Raw genomic sequence first — 21,755 nt, 5'->3', positions numbered from 1 at the left:
GACCAGGCAGGCGTGGCCCGACACGGAGGGGTGAGCACGCCGTGACCGGCTGTGCCGACGCCGCGTGCCCACGCCCGCTCACGCGCCGCACTCCCCGAATTTCCAGACGGGCGTCCCGCCGAACTGCGAAAAATAGCCCTCGCCACCGACGCCCGGTCCGCCCTTGTCGGCGCAATAGGCGGCGTAGGCCGCGCGCGCCGCGGCCTCATCGCCGGGACCGATCGCCTTGCTGTCGGCTCTGGCGACATGCAGCATGGTCAGCGGGCCGTCAGCCAGCGCATCGATCGTCTCGCCCTTGGTGATCCGGAGCTTGGTTCCACCCGCCTCGACGACGGTGCCGCGATCACTCGATGCGGACATCGCCGCCTCGTCGCAGCCAGCGATCGCCAGCAGCAGCAGGCCGGTCAGCGCAGCGCGTCTCACGCCACCGCCCCGTTGCAGCCCCGCGTGCGCCAAAGCCGCGCCTGCTGAAGGTGCGACCAGCCAAAGGCGTGATGGCTGTCACCGTGATCGCGCAGATGATCCAGCCGCGCCAGCCCGTCGTCCAGGGTCGGGCGATGGCCCGCGGGCACCCACCACATGACGAAATGCACCTGGCCAAGCACTTCGAACCATTCCTGACGGCGTTCGTAGAACTGCCGGTGGACGGTCTTCCAGACGAATGTTTCCAGGCTTTCGACATCTTCCCAGACCGTCAGATTGGCGACAAATTGCGGATCGCCGCCGATCTTGGTCTCGGTATTGCCGGTTCCGGGCTCACCCGAGCCCTCCATCATCCAGACGAAGCCCGGCATCCGCTTGCCCATGCCGTTGATGCGGTCCAGCGCGTTCATGAATTCGGCCACACGCGGATCGTCGGTCGGCGCGATCAGGCGCCCGACATTCAGCTCCGCAAGGTGGTGGCCGTCGTTCATTCTGCCGCCATTGCCCCCATTCGGCCGGTGCGCTTGGCCTTGATCCGGTCCTCGATTTCCTCGCGGAAGTTGCGGATCAGGCCTTGGATCGGCCATGCGGCCGCGTCGCCGAGAGCGCAGATCGTATGCCCCTCGACCTGCTTGGTCACGTCCAGCAGCATGTCGATTTCCTCGACCTCGGCCTCTCCACGGACGAGGCGATCCATGACCCGCATCATCCAGCCGGTGCCTTCGCGGCAGGGCGTGCACTGCCCGCAGCTTTCGTGCTTGAAGAAGGCAGCGAGACGCCAGATCGCCTTGATGATGTCGGTGTCCTTGTCCATCACGATCATGCAGGCGGTGCCGAAGCTGGATTTCAGCTCCTTCATGCCGTCGTAATCCATGATCGCGGTCTCGCACTGCTCGGCCGTCAGAACGGGGCAGGACGCACCGCCGGGAATTACCGCCTTGAGGTTCTTCCAGCCGCCGCGGACGCCGCCGCCATGCTTCTCGATCAGCTCCTTCATCGGAATCGACATGGCCTCTTCGACGACGCAGGGCGCGTTGACGTGACCGGTCAACCCGAACAGCTTGGTGCCCGCGTTGTTCGGACGACCGAAACCCGCGAACCATTCCGGGCCACGACGCAGGATCGTCGGTGTCACCGCGATCGATTCGACGTTGTTCACCGTGGTCGGGCAACCATAAAGGCCTGCGCCAGCCGGGAACGGCGGCTTCATCCGCGGCATGCCCTTCTTGCCTTCCAGGCTTTCCAGCAGCGCAGTTTCCTCGCCGCAGATATAGGCCCCCGCGCCATGGGTCAGATAAAGGTCGAAATCCCAACCAGACCCGGCCGCATTCGCGCCCAGAAGGCCCGCATCGTAGCATTCGTCGATCGCCGCCTGCAGCGCCTCGCGTTCACGGATGAATTCGCCGCGGATGTAGATGTAGGAGGCATGGGCGCCCATCGCGAAGCTGGCGATCAGCGCACCTTCGATCAGCGTGTGCGGATCGTGGCGCATGATCTCGCGATCCTTGCAGGTCGCGGGCTCGGATTCGTCGGCGTTGATGACCAGATAGGCGGGACGCCCGTCGCTTTCCTTCGGCATGAACGACCATTTCAGGCCGGTAGGGAAACCCGCACCGCCTCGGCCCCGCAGGCCCGAGGCCTTGACCTGTTCGACGATCTTGTCGCGTCCCCGGCCAATGATCTCGGCGGTGCCATCCCAACAGCCACGACGTTTGGCGGCCGCCAGCGTGCGCTCGCCCATCCCGTAGATATTGGTGAAGATGCGGTCCTGATCCTTCAGCATTCCCATTCGTCCTTCATAGGCGGTCGTCACATGCGCGCGTCAGCCGTTCCTGCGCCGCCAAATACGCCAGGTCACCAGCAGCGACCACACAAAAGCGCCGATCGCGGCCAGATCGGCAAGGTAGGCCCAGCGTCCGGCCCAGCCATATTGCGCGCCGGCCCACTGAACCGCGAGCCACAGCACCATCGCGACGGCGATGACCACCGCCACCAGCCGCATCTGCGCGGCATCCTGCGACGGAGGTTCGGCCATCAATACACGTCACCCTTGTCGACCCGCTGCGAGAACTCCGTCTCTGCACCAGAAGCGAGCGTCTTTGCCTGCGCGACCCAATCGTCGCTGCGGATACGGCTTCCCATGCTGCCGATCTTCGCGGCGAAGCGGTCGATATCATCATCGGACCAGGACGCGATCTGGTCGAAGCGGGTGACGCCCTCATCATGAAGCATCTTCTCAAGCTTGGGTCCGACCCCTTTGATTTCCTTCAGGTTGTCGGAACCGTCAGCCAACTTGGCGCGACTGGCCCGGGCAGCTGGCTTAGTGGCGTCACCATCACCCGCTGGTGCGGTTGCGCCGCTTCCAGCTTCGCTGTCAGTGCTCGCCGGCGCTGCGGCGGGCGTCGTTCCGGCGTCGACGGTCTCGGGCGCGCTTTGCGTCGCAGCCTCGCTGGCCGAACTTGAGGTTTGGCCTGAGGGTTTGTCCGCCTGCTTTTCCTGCGGGGGCTTTTCCGATGTTTCCGTCGTTGTGCTGGCCGGCGCGGCAACGGGCTTGGCTGCAGGCGCGACACCCGCCGCAACCGCCGGCGCTGCTACACTCGTTGCCTTCGCGGGCGAACCGCCGCCAGAGACCGTCGTCCCGGCACCGCCGCCCGATCCTGCGGCCGAGGCGCGCGCGCGATTGCGATCGGCACCGTGATCGGCGCCTGCAGAACGGCCCTTGCACAGCGCCCAAACCAGGAATGCCCCCATCAGGCCGCCCGCGATCAACGCGAGAAACAGACCTTCAAACCAACGCATGGTGCCGACGCCAGAGGTCAGGATCCAGACGAACAGACCTAGGACCGCTCCCGCGATCCAGCAATTCCTGGTGCATTCATTGGTCGGCATGCGATGTCCCCCGCCTGACGCTGCTATGTGCTGGTCTTATCATCCTTTGCATCGGATGGTGAAATTTCGGTCTCGCCAAGCTTTCCGGCCTGACCGACCCAATCATCTTTGCTGGCGCGCCCGCTGAACCCTTCGAGGTTCTGATCGACCCAGGCGAGTTCTTCCGGCCCCCAGCCGGCAATCTGGTCGAAATGCCAGATTCCCATCCCGTTCAGCTTTTTCTCGACCTCGGCATCGACGCCATTGATCCGCTTCAGGTCATCGGTCGGGCTATCTTCGCGCGGGTTATCCAGGCTCTCAGGGCGACGCGCACGCTGGGAATCCGTGGTCAAAGCGGGACCCGAACCGAAATGCTCGTTCTCGCGCTCACCCTCGCCCTTGATCCGATCCTCATCGGCGGTGGCAGCCTCGTCGGCCCCTTTCTCGCCCGCGCGGTCGGATGCGCGTTCAGCCTCTTCCTGAACCTTCGGATCGTTTTCGTTCGGCGGCGTTTCCTGATCTGGACTGCGCTGCCACTTGGTCAGGATCGGAACCTCCATCCCGTCGATCCGCCGGACCGTGTCGTGCAGTTCGACAGCACGTGCCGCACTGGCGTTCAACTCGACATCATCGGAGCGGACCTCGGTCAAGGCGGTCAGCCCGGTGACCGGCTCGGACGAGAAGCGACCGTTCTGCGGCCCCGGAACCGGAACCTGCCCGGCACCGATGGCGTCGATCAGGCTCGACAGCTTCTCGGCCGTCAGATCCTCGTAGAAATCCTTGCCGATCTGGACCATCGGCGCGTTTGTGCACGCCCCCAAGCACTCGACCTCTTCCCAGCTGAACTTGCCATCGGCGGACACGGTATGCGGTGTCGGTGCGATCTTTTCCCGGCAGACGCGGATCAGGTCGCCCGACCCGCAGATCATACACGTCGTCGTTCCACAAACCTGAATATTCGCAACCTGCCCAACGGGATGCAGCTGGAACATGAAGTAGAATGTCGCCACTTCCAGCACCCGGATATAGGCCATGCCCAGCATCTCGGCGACTGTCTCGATCGCCGGGCGGCTGAGCCAGCCTTCCTGTTCCTGAGCGCGCCACAGCAGTGGGATCACGGCCGAGGCCTGACGGCCCTCGGGGAACTTGGTCATCTGCGCCTCGGCCCATTCGCGGTTGGCGGCAGTGAATTCGAAATGGTCGGGCTGTTCAGGGGATAGACGGCGCAGCATGGCTCACTTCCGGTCGGTTGGCGGGCAAGGTCGTCGCGGGCGGCGGAAGGCGCGCCTCAGCGATCGACCTCACCGAAGACGATATCCATCGTGCCGATGATGGCAGAGACGTCGGCCAGCATGTGGCCCTTTGACAGCCAGTCCATCGACTGCATGTGCAGGAAGCCCGGCGCACGCAGCTTGGCGCGATAGGGCTTGTTGGTGCCGTCGCTGACCAAATACACGCCGAATTCCCCTTTGGGCGCCTCGACGGCGGCGTAGACCTCGCCCGCGGGGACCTTGAAGCCCTCGGTGTACAGCTTGAAGTGGTGGATCAGGCTTTCCATGTCGGTTTTCATCGCGCGGCGCGACGGCGGTGTCAGCTTGCCGCGGGCCAGCACGTCACCCGGCGGTTCGGTCCGAAGCTTGGTGATCGCCTGCCGCATGATGTGGACCGATTGGCGCATCTCCTCCATCCGGCAAAGGTAACGGTCGTAACAGTCACCGTTCATGCCCACGGGGATTTCGAACTCGAATTCGTCGTAGCATTCGTAGGGCTGGCTGCGGCGCAGGTCCCAGGCCAGACCCGACCCGCGCACCATTACCCCGGAATAGCCCCAGTCGAGGATGTCCTTTTCCTTGACCACGCCGATATCGACGTTGCGCTGCTTGAAGATCCGGTTCTCGGTCAACAGCCCATCGAGGTCGTCGAGCACCCCCAGGAACGGGTCACACCAAGCCTCGATATCGTCCAGCAGGTCGGGCGGCAGGTCCTGATGAACGCCGCCGGGACGGAAATAGGCGGCGTGCAGGCGCGCCCCGCAGGCGCGCTCATAGAACACCATCAGCTTTTCGCGTTCCTCGAAGCCCCAGAGCGGCGGCGTCAGGGCGCCGACATCCATCGCCTGCGTGGTCACGTTCAGCAGGTGGCTGAGGATGCGTCCGATTTCGCTGTAAAGAACGCGGATCAGCTGTGCGCGCCGCGGAACGACCGTTTCGGTCAGACGCTCGATGGCCAGGCACCATGCATGCTCCTGGTTCATCGGTGCCACGTAGTCCAACCTGTCAAAATACGGCAGGTTCTGAAGATAAGTGCGCGACTCCATGAGCTTTTCGGTGCCGCGATGCAGCAGTCCTATATGCGGGTCGGCCCGTTCGACGATCTCGCCGTCCAGTTCCAGCACCATGCGCAACACGCCGTGCGCCGCAGGGTGTTGGGGACCGAAATTGATGTTGAAGTTGCGGATGGACTGCTCGCCCGACAATTTGTCGTGGCTGCCATCGTCATAGGTGTTGTTGCGGATGTCGCCGTCCATCTGACTAACCCTTTGCCGGGCCCGAAGGCGCGCCCTTCTCATCGCCGGGCAGCACGTATTTCGCGCCTTCCCATGGCGAGAGGAAATCGAATTGCCGATATTCCTGAACCAGATCGACGGGTTCGTAGACGACGCGCTTTTCGGAATCGTCGTAGCGGACCTCGACATAACCGGTCGTCGGGAAGTCCTTGCGCAGCGGATGGCCACGGAAACCGTAATCGGTCAGCAGGCGCCGCAGGTCGGGATGACCCGAGAACAGGATCCCGAACATGTCGAAGACCTCGCGCTCGAACCAGTTCGCGCAGGGGAAGATCTCGACGAGCGAGGGCACCAGCTCATCCTCGCGGATGTTGGCCTTCAGCCGGATGCGCTGGTTCTGGTACATCGACAGGAAGTGCCAGACGACCTCGAACCGGTGCGGGCGCTGCGGATGATCGACCGCGGTGATGTCCACGAGGGTCGAGAACTTGCAGCTGGAATCACTGCGCAGAAAATCGACCAGATCGATCAGCCCCGACGTGGTGGTGGTGATGGTCAGCTCGCCGAATTCGATGTGGCTTTCGACGATCTGATCTTCGCGACGCTGGGCGACATGGTCGGCCAGCTGGCTCAGCGCGTCGAGATCGGGGTAAACGGTGGTGGGGACGGTCTCTGCCATGCTCATCTTACCAGCGTTCCGGTGCGCCGGATGCGACGCTGTAGTTGCAGGATGCCGTAAAGCAGCGCCTCGGCCGTGGGCGGGCAGCCCGGCACGTAGATATCGACCGGCACGATCCGGTCACAGCCGCGCACGACGGAATAGCTGTAGTGATAATAGCCGCCGCCATTGGCACAGCTGCCCATGCTGATCACGTAGCGCGGCTCGGGCATCTGGTCGTAGACCTTGCGCAGCGCGGGCGCCATCTTGTTGGTCAGCGTGCCGGCGACGATCATCAGGTCCGACTGGCGCGGCGATGCGCGCGGCGCGGTGCCGAAGCGTTCCAGGTCATAGCGGGGCATCGAGGTCTGCATCATCTCGACCGCGCAGCAAGCCAGCCCGAAGGTCATCCAGTGCAGCGACCCGTTGCGCGCCCAGTTGATGATGTCCTCGGTCGAGGTCAGCAGGAAACCCTTGTCCTGCAGCTCTTTGTTCAATTGCGCCGTCGCGACCTCGCGGTCGGGAGCGGCGTCGTTCCGTGCCGTGCTCACGCCCATTCCAGCGCCCCTTTCTTCCATTCATAGGCAAAGCCCACGGTCAGCACGCCCAGGAAGACCATCATCGACCAGAAGGCGACGTCCGACAGGACCGCGAAACTTGTGGCCCACGGAAACAGGAAGGCGACTTCCAGGTCGAAGATGATGAACAGGATCGACACCAGATAGAACCGGACGTCGAATTTCATCCGTGCGTCGTCGAAGGCATTGAAGCCGCATTCATAGGCGCTGACCTTCTCGGGGTCCGGATTGCGAATGGCGATCACCAGCCCGGCAAGGATCAGGATTAGCGCCAGCGCCCCGGCCATCGCGATGAAGACCAGGATCGGCAGATATTCCTGAAGCAGATAGTCCACGATCGTTCCCCCTGTCGGGCGCGATCAGGTGGTGGCTGACCGCTGCGGGTTTGGCTTGGGCCGGTTTATCGCCCGGACCCGGCAGGGTCAACGGCCCCCGCCGCCGATTCCCGCATCGCCGTCCGACCAACCCGCCGGGCGGTTGTATCGTTAACGCTAACAGATTACATACGGAACAACGCCAGAGGAGGTCCCCCATGTCCCTTCACGCCACGATTGAGCGCGTCACCGACCGTATCCGCGAACGCAGCCACAAGACGCGACCCGCCTATCTGGAAAAGATCGCCCGCGCCGCCGAGGAAGGGCCACGCCGGGCGCACCTGTCCTGCGGCAATCAGGCCCATGCCTATGCTGCGATGGATGACAAGGGCGACATGGCGACGACGCGGAAGCCCAATATCGGAATCGTCACCGCCTATAACGACATGCTTTCGGCGCACCAGCCGTTCGAACGTTTTCCCGACGTCATCCGCCGGGCGGGTCACGCTGCGGGGGCGACGGTGCAGGTCGCAGGCGGTGTGCCGGCCATGTGCGACGGCGTGACGCAAGGCCGTGCGGGGATGGAGCTGTCGCTGTTTTCCCGCGACGTGATCGCGCTGGCCTCGGCCGTCGCGCTGTCCCACGACACGTTCGACGCGGCGCTTTATCTGGGTGTCTGCGACAAGATCGTGCCGGGCCTGATCATCGCGGCCGGCACCTTCGGCCACATCCCGGCCGTGTTCATCCCCGCAGGACCGATGCCTTCGGGCCTTCCGAACGACGAGAAGGCCAAGGTCCGCCAGCAATTCGCGGCGGGCGAGGTCGGACGGGACAAGCTGATGGAGGCCGAGATGGCCTCGTATCATTCGCCCGGAACTTGCACCTTCTACGGCACTGCCAATTCGAACCAGATGCTGATGGAATTCATGGGCCTGCACCTGCCGGGTGCAAGCTTCGTCAACCCGAACACGCCGCTGCGCGAGGCGCTGACGGTCGCGGGCGTCGAGCGCGCCGCCGCGATCACCCGGCTCGGCAATGATTACATGCCCGCCGGCGAGGTCCTTGATGAAAAGGCCTTCGTGAACGGGATGGTCGGTCTGATGGCGACGGGTGGGTCCACGAACCTGGTGATCCACCTGCCCGCCATGGCCAAGGCCGCCGGCGTCCTGCTGGATATCGAGGACTTCCACGACCTGTCCGCCGCGGTGCCGCTGATGGCGCGAGTCTATCCCAACGGGCTGGCTGACGTGAACCATTTCCACGCGGCCGGTGGCCTCGGCTACATGATCGGGCAGCTGCTCGACGCCGGGCTGCTGCATGCGGACGTCAAGACGATCAACGGCACCGGACTTGACGGATACACGGCCGAACCGAAGCTGGACGGCGATCGCGTGCATTGGGAGCCGGGGGCGAAAGACACGCTCAACGACAAGATCCTGCGCCCGGCCAGCAATCCGTTCGCGCCGACAGGCGGGCTGAAGCAGCTCGACGGCAATCTGGGTCGCGGCGTCATCAAGGTCAGCGCCGTGAAGCCGGAACTCCATGTGGTCGAGGCGAAGGCGCGGGTCTTTTCCGATCAGGAGCAGGTCAAGGCCGCCTTCAAGGCCGGCGAGTTCACCGAAGACACGATCGTCGTGGTCCGTTTCCAGGGTCCGGCGGCGAATGGGATGCCTGAACTGCACTCTCTCACGCCGACGCTCGCGGTGCTGCTCGATCGCGGTTTGAAGGTCGCGCTGGTGACCGACGGCCGGATGTCGGGCGCTTCCGGCAAGGTCCCGGCTGCGATCCACATCGCGCCCGAGGCCGCGCACGAAGGTCCGTTGTCGAGGATCCAGGATGGTGACGTCATTCGCGTCGATGCGGTGAACGGCACGATCGACTGCCTGACCGAAGGCTGGGAGACGCGCGATCCCGCGCCCTTCGATCCGTCAAACAGCGCGGAAGGGATGGGCCGCGAATTGTTCGCGGCGTTCCGCGCGCATGTCGGCCCGTCGACGGAAGGTGCCGCAGTCGTCGTCTGATCGAGGGGGCGGGCGGAATGACCCCGCCTGCCCTGCCCCGAACCTAGCGGCCCAGACGATCTTCCAGTCGTTCCGCCGCAGCCTCGGCACGGGCAGCAAGCTCCGCCATCGCCTCTTTCAGGTCATCCGGAATAACCGGCACCTCGACCTTTTGCGGATTGGATTGCAACCGGCTCAGCTCGCGCTCGGCCTTTTCCGCACGATCCTCCATCCCGCCCATGCGGTCGGCCAGCATCAACCCGGCCAGAAGCAGCAGCCGCTGTTCCGGCATCCGTCCCGCCTGTTCAAGGATCTGGCGCGCTTCGGTGTCCAGCGCGGCGGCAGCGCGTTTCAGCAGCTTTTCCTCGCCCGGCTGGGCCGAAAGCACATATTCCTTGTGACCGATGGTGAAGGCGACTTCGACCATTACTGGTTCCCCCGTGTCTCGCGCGCAGCTTCGTCATCCCCGGCATCGAAATCGCCGTCGGGCGCATCGCCGTAGACCGCATCGAAGGCGGGATCCGGCTCGCGCGTCAGTTCATGGCCCGTGTCATCTGATGCCGCCGCGACGCCTGTCGCATCCCCCTGCGCCATTGGTTCCTCCGGCGATCCGGATTCATCCGATGCCGGCTCTGCGGACCGGGGCGAGCCGGGCTCGCCTGATCCAAGCAGCCGCTCCAGTTCGGCCATGATGTCGCCCATCTGCGCGATTTCTGCCGCGCGCGCGGCGCGCAGGCTTTCGATCTCGGCGTTCAGTGCAGCCTGCGTCGCAGTCGCCGCATCGCCGCCCTGAGCCGCGATCAAGGCACGGTTGGCCGCCGCCAGCTCCTCATTGGCCGCCGCAAGTCGCGCCGCTTCGCGACCCGCGCCGGTCAGCCGATCACCCGCGTCGGACAGAGATTGCTCCATCGCCTGACCCTGCGCATCGTGCAGCGCCTGAAGGTCGGCGGCGAGACGCGCGTTCTCTGACCGAGCCTCGGCCAGTTGCGCCTGAAGCGCGCTGTCTTCGGCTGTCGAGACGGCAGGATCCTCGCTGCGCAGAGGCGCATTCTCAAGCACATAGTCGATCCGGTCCAGCGCGGCCGCAAGTCTGCGCTCGGAGGCAGCAATGTCGCTCATCGCGTTCCTTCCTCGGTTCGTCCAAGCATCGGTTGTCGCACCCCTTTGCCAATAAAACAAGAACGGGCGGGACCTGCGTCCCGCCCGATCGGCCTTCACTCGCGGTTTCGCGCCAAGCGCTACTGCATCTCGCGCCGCTCGCCCTGCAGGCCCTTGATGATCGCCCAGACCGCGCCCAGAAGCACGATCGTGAACGGCAGCCCGGTCGAGACGGCCATCGCCTGCAGCGCGCCAAGTCCGCCGCCCAGCATCAGCGCGACAGCGACGATGCCTTCGAACCCGCACCAGAAGATGCGCTGCGGAACCGGCGCGTTGACCTTGCCGCCGGCGGCGATCGTGTCGATCACCAGCGAGCCCGAGTCGGACGAGGTGACGAAGAACACGATCACCAGGATGATGCCCACGAAGCTGGTGATGGCGGTCAGCGGAAGCTGGCTCAGCATCTGGAACAGCTTCAGTTCCAGCGCCGCGTCTTGAATGCCCGCAAATCCGTCCAGCGTCATGGTGACGGCGGTACCACCAAGCGCGGTCATCCACAGGACCGAGATCAGCGAGGGCACGATCAGAACTGCGGTCAGGAACTGCCGCACCGTCCGACCACGCGAGACGCGGGCGATGAACATGCCCACGAACGGCGACCAGCTGATCCACCAGGCCCAGTAGAACGCGGTCCAGCCCTGACGGAAGTTGTCGTCGTCGCGGCCGAACGGGTTCGACAGTGGGATCAGGTCGCCCGCATAGGCACCGAGGTTCAGGAAGAACCCGCTGATGATCGACCAGGTCGGGCCGACGAGGATCACGAAGGCCAGCAGGATGATCGCGAGGACCATGTTGATCTCGGACAGCCGCTTCACGCCCTTCTCGACGCCCAGCACGACCGACATCGTCGCGACGCCGGTGATGCACAGGATCAGGATCACCTTGGTCGTGTTCGTGGCCGGAATTCCGAAGAGGAAGTTCAGCCCCGCGGTCGCCTGCTCCGCGCCGAAGCCCAGCGATGTGGCGAGACCGAAGATCGTGGCGAACACCGCCAGGATGTCGATGATATGGCCCGGCCAGCCCCAAATCCGTTCCCCGAAGATCGGGTAGAAGACCGAGCGCATCGTCAGCGGCAGCCCCTTGTTGTAGGCGAAGAGAGCCAGCGCCAGCGCGACCACGGCATAGATCGCCCACGGGTGCATGCCCCAATGGAAGATGGTCGCCGCCATGCCAAGTCTGCGCGCACCGGCCTCGTCACCGGCGGCACCGCCCAGCGGTGCCCAGTCGGTCCGCATTCCGTTTTCAAGCGTCGGCCCGCCGAGCGCCGTCCCGAAATGGCTCATCGGCTCGGACACGCCGTAGAACATCAACCCGATGCCCATGCCGGCTGCGAACAGCATCGCGAACCAGCCGGTCAGGGTGAAGTCGGGCGTCGCCTCGGGTCCGCCCAGACGGACATTGCCCAGGGGCGTCACGATCAGCACGATGCACAGAAGGACGAAGATGTTGGCAGCCGTCAGGAAGAACCAGTCGAGATTGCCGGTCAGCCAGTCCCGCGTGCCGTTGTAGAGCGCCGAAGAGCTGTCGGGGAAAATCAGCGTGATGACCGTGAACAGCACGATCGAGATCGCCGAGATCATGAAGACCGGGTTGTGGACGTCGAAGTGAAGCGCGCCTTCGCGCTTCTCGATATTGTCCTGTCCGATTTCATATGGCGTGTGGATCAGTTCGGTCGGGCCCTCGGGCGCAGGCAGCGCCTCGATCCCGTCGTCCACGGGTGGGTGGTCGTCGCGACCCTGAAGGACGCGTCGCTCGGAGCTCAAGTCACCCGGGCGTCCCTTCTGCTTTTTGCGAGGATCAGTTTGATCGGTCATCCCTGTCCTTTCTTTCTGGTTTTCCGCATTCGGCATCAGCGCCGTGGGCGGCTTTCCGCCCATAGGGGCGCCCTGTTGTCACAAACATATCAGAATGGCTACCCCGCCGATACCGCCGCCCCAAAGCGACATGATTTCCGCCGCAGGCGACGGATCGAGTGATTCTGCGACCGTGACCGCGCTTGACGACCCGTCTACACAGGTGTTGAACCTGCCGGACGTTGTCGAAGGGACGTCATGAGTCGAGAGTCACGCAGCTTCGTCGTCGTCGGTCTGGGCAGCTTCGGTGGTGTCGTCGCCTCCGAGCTGGCGCGGTTCGGCAACCGGGTCCTGGGAATCGACCGTGACGAGCGACGGGCCGCGATGCTGGCCGAGACGCTGTCGAACGTCGTCATCATGGATGCCCGCGACGAGGACGCGATGCGCGAAGCCGGTGTCTCGCAATACGATGTGGGCATGGTCTCGATTGGCAACGACCTGGAAGGCAGCATCCTCGCCACGATGAACCTGCGTCTGGTTGGCGTCGGGACCGTCTGGGCAAAGGCCGATGACCGCACCCATCACCGGATCCTGTCCAAGCTGGGTGTCGACCGCGTCATCCTGCCCGATCTGGAGATCGGACGACACACCGCGCAGATGCTGAACAATCCGGCCGTTCAGGACTATGTCAGCCTTGGCAACAGCTTCAGTGTCGTGAACCTGCTGGTGCCCAAGCGGCTGCATGACCGGACGATGCGCGACATGGCCATCCCAGAGCCGGTGCGGGTCCTGGGCCTGATGCGCGGAACCAGCTTCATGGACGCACAGGACCCCGAGTTCCGGCTTTCCACCGGCGACCGGCTGCTGCTTCTGGGCAAGCGCCCCGATCTGACGGCGTTCGGCGACCGGCTGTGAAATGGCCCGCGCGTCCCAACCGGCGCATGCTGTCGCGCTGGCTTGCCCGCAGACCGCCGCCGGCGGTGCTGGCGACCTTGTACCTGATCCTGATCATCATCGGCGCGGCGCTGATGTATCTGCCGTTCACGACGACCCGTCCGATTACCGTGATGGAAGCGCTGTTCACCTCGACCTCGGCCGTCACGGTGACTGGCCTTGTGGTTCTGGACACGCAGCTTGAACTGACATTCTGGGGCCAGTTGGTCGTCCTGATCCTGATCCAGCTGGGCGGTCTGGGTCTGATGACCTTTGCCGTCCTCGTCTTCTCGGCGCTCGGCATGTCCTTCGGGATCATCCACCAGACCTATCTGCGCGAGGATCTGAATCAGACGAGTTACGAAAGCCTGCTGGCGCTGGTCCGCACGATCCTGCGCGTCGTGGTTCTGGCAGAGGTGGCGGGTGCGCTGCTTCTCAGCCTGACCTTCGTGCCGCGCTTCGGTATCGTCGAGGGTGGCTGGCATGCGATCTTCCACTCGGTTTCTGCCTTCAACAATGCCGGTTTCTCGACCTTCTCGTCAGGCCTTGTGGATCTGGCGACCGATCCGCTGATCAACATCGTCATTCCCGGCCTCGTGATTCTGGGCGGCATCGGCTACGTCGTCATTTCCGAGGTGCGGATGCGCAAGTTCTGGACCGGCTGGAGCCTGCACACGCGGCTGATGATCGTGGGCACGATCTTCCTGATCGTGGCGGGCATGCTGCTGATCGCGCTTCTGGAATGGAACAACCCGGCGACGCTGGGGCGTTTCGACGATCCCGGCTCGCGTTTCGCCGCCGCCTGGTTCCAGAGCGTCATCACCCGGACTGCGGGCTTCAACACCATCGACGTCGGTGCGGTCCATGATGCGACAGCGCTGTTGATCATGGCGCTGATGATCGTCGGCGCCGGCCCGACCTCGACAGGCGGCGGGCTGAAGGTGACCACCGTCGCCGTGCTTCTGCTCGCAACGCTCGCCTTCTTCCGGCGCCGCACGCATATCTGGGCGTTCGGGCGCTCCATCGGGCTGGAAGAGGTGCTGAAGGTGATGGCGCTGGTCGCGATCGCCGCGATGCTGATTTTCACCGCGACCTTCCTTATGACCGCCACGCAGGACGGTCATTTCCTCGACATCAGTTTTGAAGTGACCTCGGCCTTCGGGACTGTCGGGTTGTCGCGGAACTTCACGTTCGACCTGACCGGCTTCGGACAGGGCGTCATCATGGTGGTGATGTTCCTTGGTCGCGTCGGCCCCCTGACGCTGGGCTTCTTCCTGGCCACGCGCGTGCCGCCCCGCGTGCGTTACCCCGAGGGTCAGGTCCATCTTGGATGATCGGACCGCGCGCCCTATAAGCGCCCGGCAACGAAGGACCAGCCCATGCGCAACGCGACCATCAGCCGCAACACCGCCGAAACCGAAATCGAGGTCACGTTGAACCTTGACGGCAGCGGACGCTACGACAACCAGACCGGGGTCGGGTTCTTCGACCACATGCTGGACCAGCTCTCGCGGCATTCGCTGATCGACCTGACGGTCCGGGCCAAGGGCGATCGGCACATCGACGACCACCACACGGTCGAGGATACCGGCATCGCCCTCGGCCAGGCACTGGTCCAGGCCCTGGGCGACAAGCGCGGCATCCGTCGCTACGGCAGCTTCCATCTGGCGATGGACGATGCGCTGGTCCGCGCCGCGCTGGACCTGTCCGCGCGGCCATTCCTGGTCTGGAACGTCGATTTCCCGACCGAGAAGATCGGCACATTCGACACCGAACTGGTGCGCGAATTCTTCCAGGCGCTGTCCACACACGGCGGCATCACGCTTCACGTCGATCGGATTCACGGGATCAACAGCCACCACATTGCCGAGGCCGCCTTCAAGGCCGTTGCCCGCGCGCTGCGCGAAGCGGTCGAAACCGATCCGCGGATGGAAGGCACCCTGCCTTCGACCAAGGGGGCGCTATGAAGGTCGCGCTGGTCGATTACGACAGCGGCAATCTGCATTCGGCGGAAAAGGCGTTCCAGCGGATGGGCCGCCCGCTGGGGGCCGAGATCGTCGTGACTTCGGACGCGGACCTTGTGGCCAAGGCCGACCGGATCGTGCTGCCGGGCGACGGCGCCTTCCCGGCCTGCCGCGCCGCTTTGGGCGACGTGGACGGCATGGCCGAGGCGCTGCGTTCGGCGGTCATGGATCGTGGTGTGCCGTTCATGGGCATCTGCGTCGGCATGCAGATGCTGGCCGATTTGGGCCACGAATATCGCGCGACACCCGGCCTGGGCTGGATCGGGGGCGAGATCGTCGCGATCGACGCGCCCGGCCTGAAAGTGCCGCATATGGGCTGGAACGATCTGGTCGTTGATCATCCGCATGAGGTGCTCGAAGGCGTTTCGACGGGCGATCACGCCTATTTCGTGCATAGCTGGCGCTTCGCGACGGCCGATACCGCAAATATGCTGGCGCATGTCGATTACGGCGGTCCGATCGCGGCCGTCATCGGGCGCGACAACATCGTCGGCACCCAGTTTCACCCCGAGAAGTCGCAGGCGGTGGGCCTTCGGATCATCGAGAACTTTCTGGGCTGGAAGCCCTAGCCCTTTACCGGGTCCCGTTCCCAGATCGGCAGCGGGCATGGGATGCCCGCACCGTCTTGCATGTCGGGCGTCGCACCGCCGGGATAGGCGCCGACAACCGCGAAATCGCCCGACGCGTCGAGCCGCCTGTGGGCGCAGCCAGCCGGGATCACGACGACATCGCCTGCCGCGATGTCATGCACGTCGCCATCCGGCCCGCCCAATTGCACGCGGGCGCTGCCGCGATAGCAGCCCAGCACCTCGTGCGTGGTCTCGTGATAATGGTGCCAGTCGAAGATCCCGTTGCGCCACGATCCGCTCCATCCATTCGCGGCGAACCGCTCTTCGTACCATTCAGGCCGAGTCTTGCCCACGCCGCGATGGATGACGGGCGTCACGCTCACCTTGTCAGCCGCGCGATCAGCGAGGATGTGTCCCAACGTCCGCCGCCCATGCCTTGGACCTCTTTGTAGAACTGATCCACCAGCGCAGTGACCGGCAACGCCGCCCCGACCTCATCGGCGGCGGCAAGGCAAATGCCCAGATCCTTGCGCATCCAGTCGACGGCGAAGCCGTGTTCGAATTCGCCCGCCGCCATGGTTTTGTGGCGGTTGGCCATCTGCCAGCTTCCGGCAGCGCCCTGGCTGATGACCTCGACCACCTTTTCCACGTCCATGCCGGATTTCTGCGCGAAAGCCAGCGATTCAGACAGGCCCTGCACCAGCCCCGCGATCGCGATCTGGTTGCACATCTTGGTAATCTGGCCCGAACCGACCTCGCCCATCAGCCGGCAAATCTTGGCATAGGCGTCAAGGATGGGTGCGGCGCGGTCGAAATCCGCCTGCGCGCCACCACACATCACCGACAGCTGGCCATTTTCGGCCCCCGCCTGCCCGCCGGAAACCGGCGCGTCGACGTAACCCAAACCGCGGTCAGCCGCGACCGTTGCCATCTCACGCGTCACCGCGGCCGATACCGTGGTGTGGTCGACGAAGATCGCGCCCTTGTCCATCGCGCCAAGCGCGCCGTCGTCGCCCAGGCAGATCGCGCGCAGATCGTCGTCGTTGCCGACGCAAGCCATGACGAATTCGGCGCCAGCGACCGCCTCGCGCGGGGTCGCGGCCGACGTGCCGCCATGCTGTCCGGCCCATTTCCGCGCCTTTTCGGCCGTGCGATTGTAGACCGTCACTTGATGACCAGCCGCAGCCAGATGCCCCGCCATCGGGTAGCCCATCACCCCGAGTCCCAGAAATGCAACCTGCGCCATGAACCTCTCTCCCTCGATCGCCCTGCGCGTTGAAATGCCCGCGCGGCTGGCCTATGGCTCACCCCACCACCCCGGCGCGCGAGGGTCAAGCGCAAGGGGACAACGACTGCCCGGAAAGGCCGCAGGGACCGCCAAATGCTGACGCTCTTTCGCTGGCTTCTGAGGCTGACCGTGGGCCTGATCGCGGGCGTCGTCCTGGTTGTGGCGCTGCTGTGGTATTTCGCGATCCGCTCGCTGCCCGACTACAATGCGACGCATTCCGTCGACGGCATCACCGCCCCCGTCGAGATCGTTCGCTCGACAGAGGATGTGCCCCATATCTTCGGACAGACCGACGCGGACGTCTTCTTTGCCCTGGGCCTCGCCCATGCGCAGGACCGATTGTTCCAGATGACGGTTCTGCGCCGCGCCGCGCAGGGGCGGCTGTCAGAGATCTATGGAGCGCGGACCTTCGCGAAGGACGATCTGGCCCGCAGGCTGGGTCTGGCGCGTTCGGCCCGCGAGGCATTGGACGTGCAGGACGACCGCACGCGTGCCGCGCTTGCGGCCTATGCCGATGGCGTCAACCAGTGGATCATGAAGGTGAACGAAGGCGCGCTTGGCCGCGGTGCGCCGGAATTCTTCCTCTACCCCGACGACATCGCGTTCTGGCAGCCGCAGGATTCGCTGGCGATCCTCAAGCTGGTCGCCGCCACCTCCAGCACCGCGATCGCCGATGAGGTTCTGGCGGCGCGACTGTCGATGATCGATCCCGGCCATGGACCCGAACTGATCCTGGGCCGGACCGAGGCACCGATGCCCGATTACGCCGGCCTGTTTCCCGGCGCCAAGCTCGCGCCCGAGGATCAGGACACGGCTCCCGGGGACTGGGATGACGGTCTGGCCGGGTATCTGCGCCCGGGCCTCGGCCTGGGGGGCAGCGTCACCGTCGCCGACGGCGCCCGCACGGCGATGGGCGGGGCGATCCTCGCCAACGATCCCCAAGGCGCGCTGACCGCGCCGTCGCTGTGGTATCTCGCACGTCTGCAGCTGGCTTCCGGCGATGTGATGGGGGCGACGATCCCCGGCATTCCGACGATCCTGTCGGGGCGCAGCGACGATCTGGCCTGGGGCGTCACACCGGCCGGGATCGACGACGCCGACATCCTGATAGAAGAGATTCAGCCGGGCAACATCGACCGCTATCGCAGCCCGACCGGCTGGACCGAGTTCGACACCCGGACCGAGACGATCCGCATCCGCGACGCCGAATCTCAGCGGATCACCCTGCGCGACACCGGAAACGGGCCGTTGTTGCCGGGACACGATTTCGGACTGGGCGCCGTTACGCCGCTTGGACATGCTGCCGCGCTCAGCTGGACCGGCTCGAGCGGAGAGGACACGACGATGAGCGGTCTGATCGGCCTGATGGAGGCGCAGGACCGCAATGCTGCCGCCGATGCGCTGAACGCGATTGTCGCGCCTGCGCTGAATGTCGCGCTGGCCGACCAGCAAGGGGTCACGATGCTGCGCGCGGGCGCCCTGCCCTTGCGCGACCCGGCCAGCCAGACAGGCGGGCGGATGCCCGCGCCAGGCTGGGCGCCGGCCAATGTCTGGCGGGGTCTTGATCGACAGGCGGTGTCGCTGGGGGCGCCTCAGGGGCTGGCCAGCGCCACGGCGGAACGGCCCGACGGTCTCGCGCTGTCGCGTCTGCGGCGGTTGATGGACGGGCGCGAGGTTCATTCCCGCGACAGCCTGATCGCAGCGCAGCTTGACACCGTCAGCCCCGCCGCGCGCCAGATCCTGCCGCTGGTCGGGGCTAACCTGTGGTTCACGGGCGAGCCTGCGGCGCCCGGCACGCCCGAACGGCAGCGGCAGGATGCACTGAGCCTGCTGGCCGAATGGGACGGTGCGATGAACGAGCATCTGCCCGAGCCGCTGATCTACGCTGCCTGGATGGCAGCCCTTCAGGATCGTCTGGTGCGCGACCAGATCGGCGCACTGACCGACAGCCTGACTCGCATCCGGCCCGATTTCATCGAGCGCGTGTTCCGCGACACGGGCGGCGCCAGCCGTTGGTGCGACGTCATCCAGAGCGCGCCGACCGAGGATTGCACCACCATCGCACGGCAGGCACTGGATCAGGCGATCTTGGACCTGACCGATCGTTTTGGTCCAGACGTGACCAGCTGGCGCTGGGGCGACGTGCATGAGGCGCACCACATCCACCCCGCGCTGGGCAAGCTGCCGGGCGTGGGCTGGGTGATGAACCTGGTCCAGCCGACTTCGGGCGGGGACTTCACGTTGGCGCTGGGCGGTCTGCTGGGCTTCGGCAAGAACCCCTATCAGAACGTCACCGGCGCAGGCTATCGCGGCGTCTACGACATGGCCGACCCGGATTCGTCCGTCTTCGTGATCTCGACCGGCCAGTCCGGCCATCCGCTGTCACGCCATTACGACGATCTCGCGGGATTGTGGCGGCGCGGCGAATATGTGGACATGTCGCTTGACCCCGCTCTGGCGCGGGCCGCGGCGACAGGGGTCACGCGGCTGGTGCCGGCGGGGGACTGACAGCCCCCGCACGGCATTTCATCAGGCGGCCGCGTGCAGGCGATCAGAAGTGGATGGCGCGCCCATACGCGTCCAGTACCGATTCATGCATCATCTCGGACAGCGTCGGGTGCGGGAAGACCGTTTCCATCAGCTCGGCCTCTGTCGTTTCCAGCGTGCGGGCGACGACGTAGCCCTGGATCAGCTCTGTCACCTCGGCGCCGACCATGTGGGCGCCCAGCAACTCGCCGGTCTTGGCGTCGAAGATTGTCTTGATCATCCCCTCGGGCTCGCCGAGCGCGATGGCCTTGCCGTTGCCGATGAAGGGGAACTTGCCGACTTTGATGTCGTAGCCCTGTTCCTTGGCCTTCGCCTCGGTCAGGCCGACTGATGCCACCTGCGGCTGGCAATAGGTGCATCCGGCGATGGATGAGGGCTTCACGGCGTGCGGATGACCGCCATTGATCAGTTCGGCCACCATCACGCCTTCATGGCTGGCCTTGTGCGCCAGCCAGGGCGCGCCGGCGACGTCGCCGATGGCATAGATCCCCTCGACACCCGTCCGGCAATATTCGTCGGTGACGACATGGGTCCGGTCGACCTTGATACCCAGCTCTTCCAGCCCCAGACCCTCGACGTTGCCGACGATCCCCACGGCTGAAATCACCGTATCGAATTCCATCTTCTCGGTCTTGCCACCGGCCTCGATCGTCGCGGTCACGCCGCCTTCCTTGCGGTCGAGCGACTTTACCGTCGCCTTCTGCATGATCGTCATGCCCTGCTTCTCGAACGCCTTCTTGGCAAAGGCGCTGATCTCGGCATCCTCGACCGGCAGCACGCGATCCATCACCTCGACCACCGTCGTCTTGGCGCCCAGCGTGTTGAAGAAGCTCGCGAATTCGATCCCGATCGCGCCAGAGCCGATCACCAGAAGCTTCTTGGGCATGTGCGGCGGTTTCAAGGCGTGCTTGTAGTTCCAGACACGCTTGCCGTCCGGCTCCAGCCCTGGCAATTCGCGGGCCCGCGCGCCGGTGGCGATGACGATGTTCTTCGCGGTCAGCTCTTCGGTTCCCTCATCGGTCTTGACACTGACCTTGCCCTTGCCGGTGATCTTGGCCGCGCCCATGATCGTCGTGACCTTGTTCTTCTTGAACAGGTGCCCGATCCCGCCCGACAGCTGCTTGGCCACGCCGCGAGACCGTTCGACCACCTTGTCCAGATCGTAGTCGATCCCATCGGCCTTCAAACCGAAATCCTTGGCGCGGTGCATCAGGTGAAACACCTCGGCCGAACGCAGCATGGCCTTGGTCGGGATGCAGCCCCAGTTCAGGCAGATGCCGCCCAGATGCTCGCGTTCCACACAGGCGACCTTCAGGCCCAGCTGCGCCGCGCGGATCGCCGCGACATAGCCGCCGGGGCCCGCGCCGATCACGATCAGGTCGAAGTTCTGGGCCATGGGATCCCCCGTTTGACGCTCGAAAAAAGATAGTTCAGCGTTAAATCAATCAGTCCAGCGCATCAAGCGACAGCTTCCCCGACACCAGCGCGCCGTAGCCGCCAGCGTCCATCACCTTCTGCTCGGCCTCGGTCGGCGCGCGCCCCAACGCTTCGTTGCGCCATGGAAACCGGCCGAAACGCGCGATCGTGTCACGATGCAGCTTCGCGTGGCGCAGGTTCTCTCCGGGCATCCGTTCTGCAAACAGCGCCACCGCGCGATCCTGGTGGTCGAGGTTCTCGGAATGCTCGAACGGCAGATAGAAGAACTGACGCTGCGGCTCTGGCGTGGCGAGATCGTGCCCGGCAGCGATGGCGCGATCGGCGATGGCACGGGCCAGTTCGTCGGTCTCGAAGCTGCGCGGGTCGCCGCGAAACATGTTGCGCGGGAACTGATCCGTCAGGATCAGTGCGGCGAGCGCGCCTTCGGGGGTGTCTTCCCAGTCCTGTGCCAGCGAACCGGACACGTCCCATGCCTCCATGAAACGGTTGCGGATCGTCTGGTCCACCGCGTCGGATTGTTGGTACCAGCCCTTTTCACCGATCTCGTCGATCCAGAAGCTGTTGATCTCTGCCGGTGTCACCTTGCCATCCCCCTCGGCCCGCCTGCTCACCGGATCGTGACAGGGCGCGCGGGGGCAGACAAGGGCTGCCGAACGCGT

23 protein-coding genes are annotated in these 21,755 nt (G+C 64.9%); 6 read left to right on the top strand and 17 right to left on the bottom strand.

Annotated features, from left to right (window positions below):
- Positions 1-78: 78 nt before the first annotated feature.
- The 10 genes from MLD63_RS05105 to MLD63_RS05060 are packed head-to-tail and all read right to left on the bottom strand — an operon-like array spanning position 79 to position 7,368.
- On the bottom strand, positions 79-423 hold the full coding sequence (locus MLD63_RS05105) for a hypothetical protein (RefSeq protein ID WP_255328815.1): 345 nt from the start codon (positions 421-423) through the stop codon (positions 79-81).
- Positions 420-914, bottom strand: coding sequence for a DUF3291 domain-containing protein (locus MLD63_RS05100; protein WP_255328814.1), 495 nt, complete (start codon positions 912-914; stop codon positions 420-422). Before MLD63_RS05100 ends, MLD63_RS05105 begins: the two co-directional genes overlap by 4 nt.
- Positions 911-2,206, bottom strand: coding sequence for an NADH-quinone oxidoreductase subunit NuoF (nuoF, locus tag MLD63_RS05095; RefSeq protein ID WP_255328813.1), 1,296 nt, complete (start codon positions 2,204-2,206; stop codon positions 911-913). The genes MLD63_RS05100 and nuoF overlap by 4 nt, the downstream gene beginning before the upstream one ends.
- A gap of 39 nt (positions 2,207-2,245) precedes the next feature.
- Positions 2,246-2,458, bottom strand: a complete 213-nt coding sequence (locus MLD63_RS05090) for a DUF5337 family protein (RefSeq protein WP_255328812.1) — start codon at positions 2,456-2,458, stop codon at positions 2,246-2,248.
- Entirely contained in the window at positions 2,458-3,312 is an 855-nt protein-coding gene (locus tag MLD63_RS05085) for a helix-hairpin-helix domain-containing protein (RefSeq protein ID WP_255328811.1), read from the bottom strand. The genes MLD63_RS05090 and MLD63_RS05085 overlap by 1 nt, the downstream gene beginning before the upstream one ends.
- Positions 3,313-3,335: 23 nt before the next feature.
- Positions 3,336-4,523, bottom strand: coding sequence for an NADH-quinone oxidoreductase subunit E (locus MLD63_RS05080; RefSeq protein ID WP_255328810.1), 1,188 nt, complete (start codon positions 4,521-4,523; stop codon positions 3,336-3,338).
- Between the two features lie 56 nt (positions 4,524-4,579).
- Positions 4,580-5,818, bottom strand: coding sequence for an NADH-quinone oxidoreductase subunit D (locus tag MLD63_RS05075; protein WP_255328809.1), 1,239 nt, complete (start codon positions 5,816-5,818; stop codon positions 4,580-4,582).
- 4 nt (positions 5,819-5,822) lie between these two features.
- A complete protein-coding gene (locus MLD63_RS05070) occupies positions 5,823-6,476 on the bottom strand; it encodes an NADH-quinone oxidoreductase subunit C (protein ID WP_255328808.1) in 654 nt (217 codons plus the stop codon).
- A gap of 2 nt (positions 6,477-6,478) precedes the next feature.
- On the bottom strand, positions 6,479-7,012 hold the full coding sequence (locus MLD63_RS05065; RefSeq protein ID WP_255328807.1) for a NuoB/complex I 20 kDa subunit family protein: 534 nt from the start codon (positions 7,010-7,012) through the stop codon (positions 6,479-6,481).
- Positions 7,003-7,368, bottom strand: coding sequence for an NADH-quinone oxidoreductase subunit A (locus MLD63_RS05060; RefSeq protein WP_255328806.1), 366 nt, complete (start codon positions 7,366-7,368; stop codon positions 7,003-7,005). The genes MLD63_RS05065 and MLD63_RS05060 overlap by 10 nt, the downstream gene beginning before the upstream one ends.
- A 197-nt stretch (positions 7,369-7,565) precedes the next feature.
- Between MLD63_RS05060 and edd the strand changes: the two genes are divergently transcribed.
- A complete protein-coding gene (edd, locus tag MLD63_RS05055; protein WP_255328805.1) occupies positions 7,566-9,368 on the top strand; it encodes a phosphogluconate dehydratase in 1,803 nt (600 codons plus the stop codon).
- A gap of 43 nt (positions 9,369-9,411) precedes the next feature.
- On the opposite strand, the gene zapA is transcribed toward edd, so the two are convergent.
- The 3 genes from zapA to MLD63_RS05040 form a co-directional block, all read right to left on the bottom strand.
- Positions 9,412-9,774: a cell division protein ZapA gene (gene zapA / locus MLD63_RS05050; RefSeq protein ID WP_255328804.1), complete on the bottom strand. Its 363-nt coding sequence runs from the start codon at positions 9,772-9,774 to the stop codon at positions 9,412-9,414.
- Positions 9,774-10,466 (bottom strand): hypothetical protein, encoded by a 693-nt coding sequence (locus MLD63_RS05045; RefSeq protein WP_255328803.1) that lies wholly within the window; start codon positions 10,464-10,466, stop codon positions 9,774-9,776. Before MLD63_RS05045 ends, zapA begins: the two co-directional genes overlap by 1 nt.
- 119 nt (positions 10,467-10,585) lie before the next feature.
- Positions 10,586-12,319 (bottom strand): BCCT family transporter, encoded by a 1,734-nt coding sequence (locus tag MLD63_RS05040; protein WP_439957625.1) that lies wholly within the window; start codon positions 12,317-12,319, stop codon positions 10,586-10,588.
- A 237-nt stretch (positions 12,320-12,556) separates the two neighbouring features.
- Between MLD63_RS05040 and MLD63_RS05035 the strand changes: the two genes are divergently transcribed.
- From MLD63_RS05035 to hisH, 4 genes are read left to right on the top strand one after another with little or no spacing between them, the layout of a single operon-like run.
- Positions 12,557-13,213, top strand: coding sequence for a potassium channel family protein (locus tag MLD63_RS05035; protein ID WP_255328802.1), 657 nt, complete (start codon positions 12,557-12,559; stop codon positions 13,211-13,213).
- On the top strand, positions 13,210-14,565 hold the full coding sequence (locus MLD63_RS05030; RefSeq protein WP_369696988.1) for a TrkH family potassium uptake protein: 1,356 nt from the start codon (positions 13,210-13,212) through the stop codon (positions 14,563-14,565). Before MLD63_RS05035 ends, MLD63_RS05030 begins: the two co-directional genes overlap by 4 nt.
- 45 nt (positions 14,566-14,610) lie before the next feature.
- Positions 14,611-15,198, top strand: coding sequence for an imidazoleglycerol-phosphate dehydratase HisB (hisB, locus tag MLD63_RS05025; RefSeq protein ID WP_255328801.1), 588 nt, complete (start codon positions 14,611-14,613; stop codon positions 15,196-15,198).
- Positions 15,195-15,824 (top strand): imidazole glycerol phosphate synthase subunit HisH, encoded by a 630-nt coding sequence (gene hisH / locus MLD63_RS05020; RefSeq protein ID WP_255328800.1) that lies wholly within the window; start codon positions 15,195-15,197, stop codon positions 15,822-15,824. The genes hisB and hisH overlap by 4 nt, the downstream gene beginning before the upstream one ends.
- Here the strand turns inward: hisH and MLD63_RS05015 are convergent.
- Entirely contained in the window at positions 15,821-16,207 is a 387-nt protein-coding gene (locus tag MLD63_RS05015; RefSeq protein ID WP_255328799.1) for a cupin domain-containing protein, read from the bottom strand. The two genes, hisH and MLD63_RS05015, sit on opposite strands and share 4 nt — an antisense overlap.
- Positions 16,204-17,070 (bottom strand): NAD(P)-dependent oxidoreductase, encoded by an 867-nt coding sequence (locus tag MLD63_RS05010; protein ID WP_255328798.1) that lies wholly within the window; start codon positions 17,068-17,070, stop codon positions 16,204-16,206. Before MLD63_RS05010 ends, MLD63_RS05015 begins: the two co-directional genes overlap by 4 nt.
- 135 nt (positions 17,071-17,205) lie before the next feature.
- On the opposite strand from MLD63_RS05010, the gene MLD63_RS05005 reads away from it, so the two are divergent.
- Positions 17,206-19,620: a penicillin acylase family protein gene (locus MLD63_RS05005; protein WP_255328797.1), complete on the top strand. Its 2,415-nt coding sequence runs from the start codon at positions 17,206-17,208 to the stop codon at positions 19,618-19,620.
- A gap of 43 nt (positions 19,621-19,663) precedes the next feature.
- Here the strand turns inward: MLD63_RS05005 and lpdA are convergent, their stop codons facing one another.
- Positions 19,664-21,055 (bottom strand): dihydrolipoyl dehydrogenase, encoded by a 1,392-nt coding sequence (gene lpdA, locus MLD63_RS05000; protein ID WP_255328796.1) that lies wholly within the window; start codon positions 21,053-21,055, stop codon positions 19,664-19,666.
- 49 nt (positions 21,056-21,104) lie between these two features.
- Complete coding sequence (locus MLD63_RS04995; protein WP_255328795.1) at positions 21,105-21,707, bottom strand: DUF924 family protein; 603 nt, start codon at positions 21,705-21,707, stop codon at positions 21,105-21,107.
- Between the last annotated feature and the right edge of the window lie 48 nt (positions 21,708-21,755).

Origin of the sequence: Paracoccus albicereus (genome assembly GCF_024359525.1) — a bacterium.
GTDB lineage: Bacteria > Pseudomonadota > Alphaproteobacteria > Rhodobacterales > Rhodobacteraceae > Paracoccus > Paracoccus albicereus.
Note: the sequence above shows the minus strand (reverse complement) of the source record. Positions and strands in the feature narration are given on the sequence as shown.

What these genes read in the sequence shown, in the direction of transcription:
- MLD63_RS05100 (WP_255328814.1), bottom strand. Translation starts at nt 914, where the DNA reads ATGAACGACGGCCACCACCTTGCGGAGCTGAATGTCGGGCGCCTGATC.
- nuoF (WP_255328813.1), bottom strand. Translation starts at nt 2,206, where the DNA reads ATGCTGAAGGATCAGGACCGCATCTTCACCAATATCTACGGGATGGGC.
- MLD63_RS05090 (WP_255328812.1), bottom strand. Translation starts at nt 2,458, where the DNA reads ATGGCCGAACCTCCGTCGCAGGATGCCGCGCAGATGCGGCTGGTGGCG.
- MLD63_RS05085 (WP_255328811.1), bottom strand. Translation starts at nt 3,312, where the DNA reads ATGCCGACCAATGAATGCACCAGGAATTGCTGGATCGCGGGAGCGGTC.
- MLD63_RS05080 (WP_255328810.1), bottom strand. Translation starts at nt 4,523, where the DNA reads ATGCTGCGCCGTCTATCCCCTGAACAGCCCGACCATTTCGAATTCACT.
- MLD63_RS05075 (WP_255328809.1), bottom strand. Translation starts at nt 5,818, where the DNA reads ATGGACGGCGACATCCGCAACAACACCTATGACGATGGCAGCCACGAC.
- MLD63_RS05070 (WP_255328808.1), bottom strand. Translation starts at nt 6,476, where the DNA reads ATGGCAGAGACCGTCCCCACCACCGTTTACCCCGATCTCGACGCGCTG.
- MLD63_RS05065 (WP_255328807.1), bottom strand. Translation starts at nt 7,012, where the DNA reads ATGGGCGTGAGCACGGCACGGAACGACGCCGCTCCCGACCGCGAGGTC.
- edd (WP_255328805.1), top strand. Translation starts at nt 7,566, where the DNA reads ATGTCCCTTCACGCCACGATTGAGCGCGTCACCGACCGTATCCGCGAA.
- zapA (WP_255328804.1), bottom strand. Translation starts at nt 9,774, where the DNA reads ATGGTCGAAGTCGCCTTCACCATCGGTCACAAGGAATATGTGCTTTCG.
- MLD63_RS05045 (WP_255328803.1), bottom strand. Translation starts at nt 10,466, where the DNA reads ATGAGCGACATTGCTGCCTCCGAGCGCAGACTTGCGGCCGCGCTGGAC.
- MLD63_RS05040 (WP_439957625.1), bottom strand. Translation starts at nt 12,319, where the DNA reads ATGACCGATCAAACTGATCCTCGCAAAAAGCAGAAGGGACGCCCGGGT.
- MLD63_RS05035 (WP_255328802.1), top strand. Translation starts at nt 12,557, where the DNA reads ATGAGTCGAGAGTCACGCAGCTTCGTCGTCGTCGGTCTGGGCAGCTTC.
- hisB (WP_255328801.1), top strand. Translation starts at nt 14,611, where the DNA reads ATGCGCAACGCGACCATCAGCCGCAACACCGCCGAAACCGAAATCGAG.
- hisH (WP_255328800.1), top strand. Translation starts at nt 15,195, where the DNA reads ATGAAGGTCGCGCTGGTCGATTACGACAGCGGCAATCTGCATTCGGCG.
- MLD63_RS05010 (WP_255328798.1), bottom strand. Translation starts at nt 17,070, where the DNA reads ATGGCGCAGGTTGCATTTCTGGGACTCGGGGTGATGGGCTACCCGATG.
- MLD63_RS05005 (WP_255328797.1), top strand. Translation starts at nt 17,206, where the DNA reads ATGCTGACGCTCTTTCGCTGGCTTCTGAGGCTGACCGTGGGCCTGATC.
- lpdA (WP_255328796.1), bottom strand. Translation starts at nt 21,055, where the DNA reads ATGGCCCAGAACTTCGACCTGATCGTGATCGGCGCGGGCCCCGGCGGC.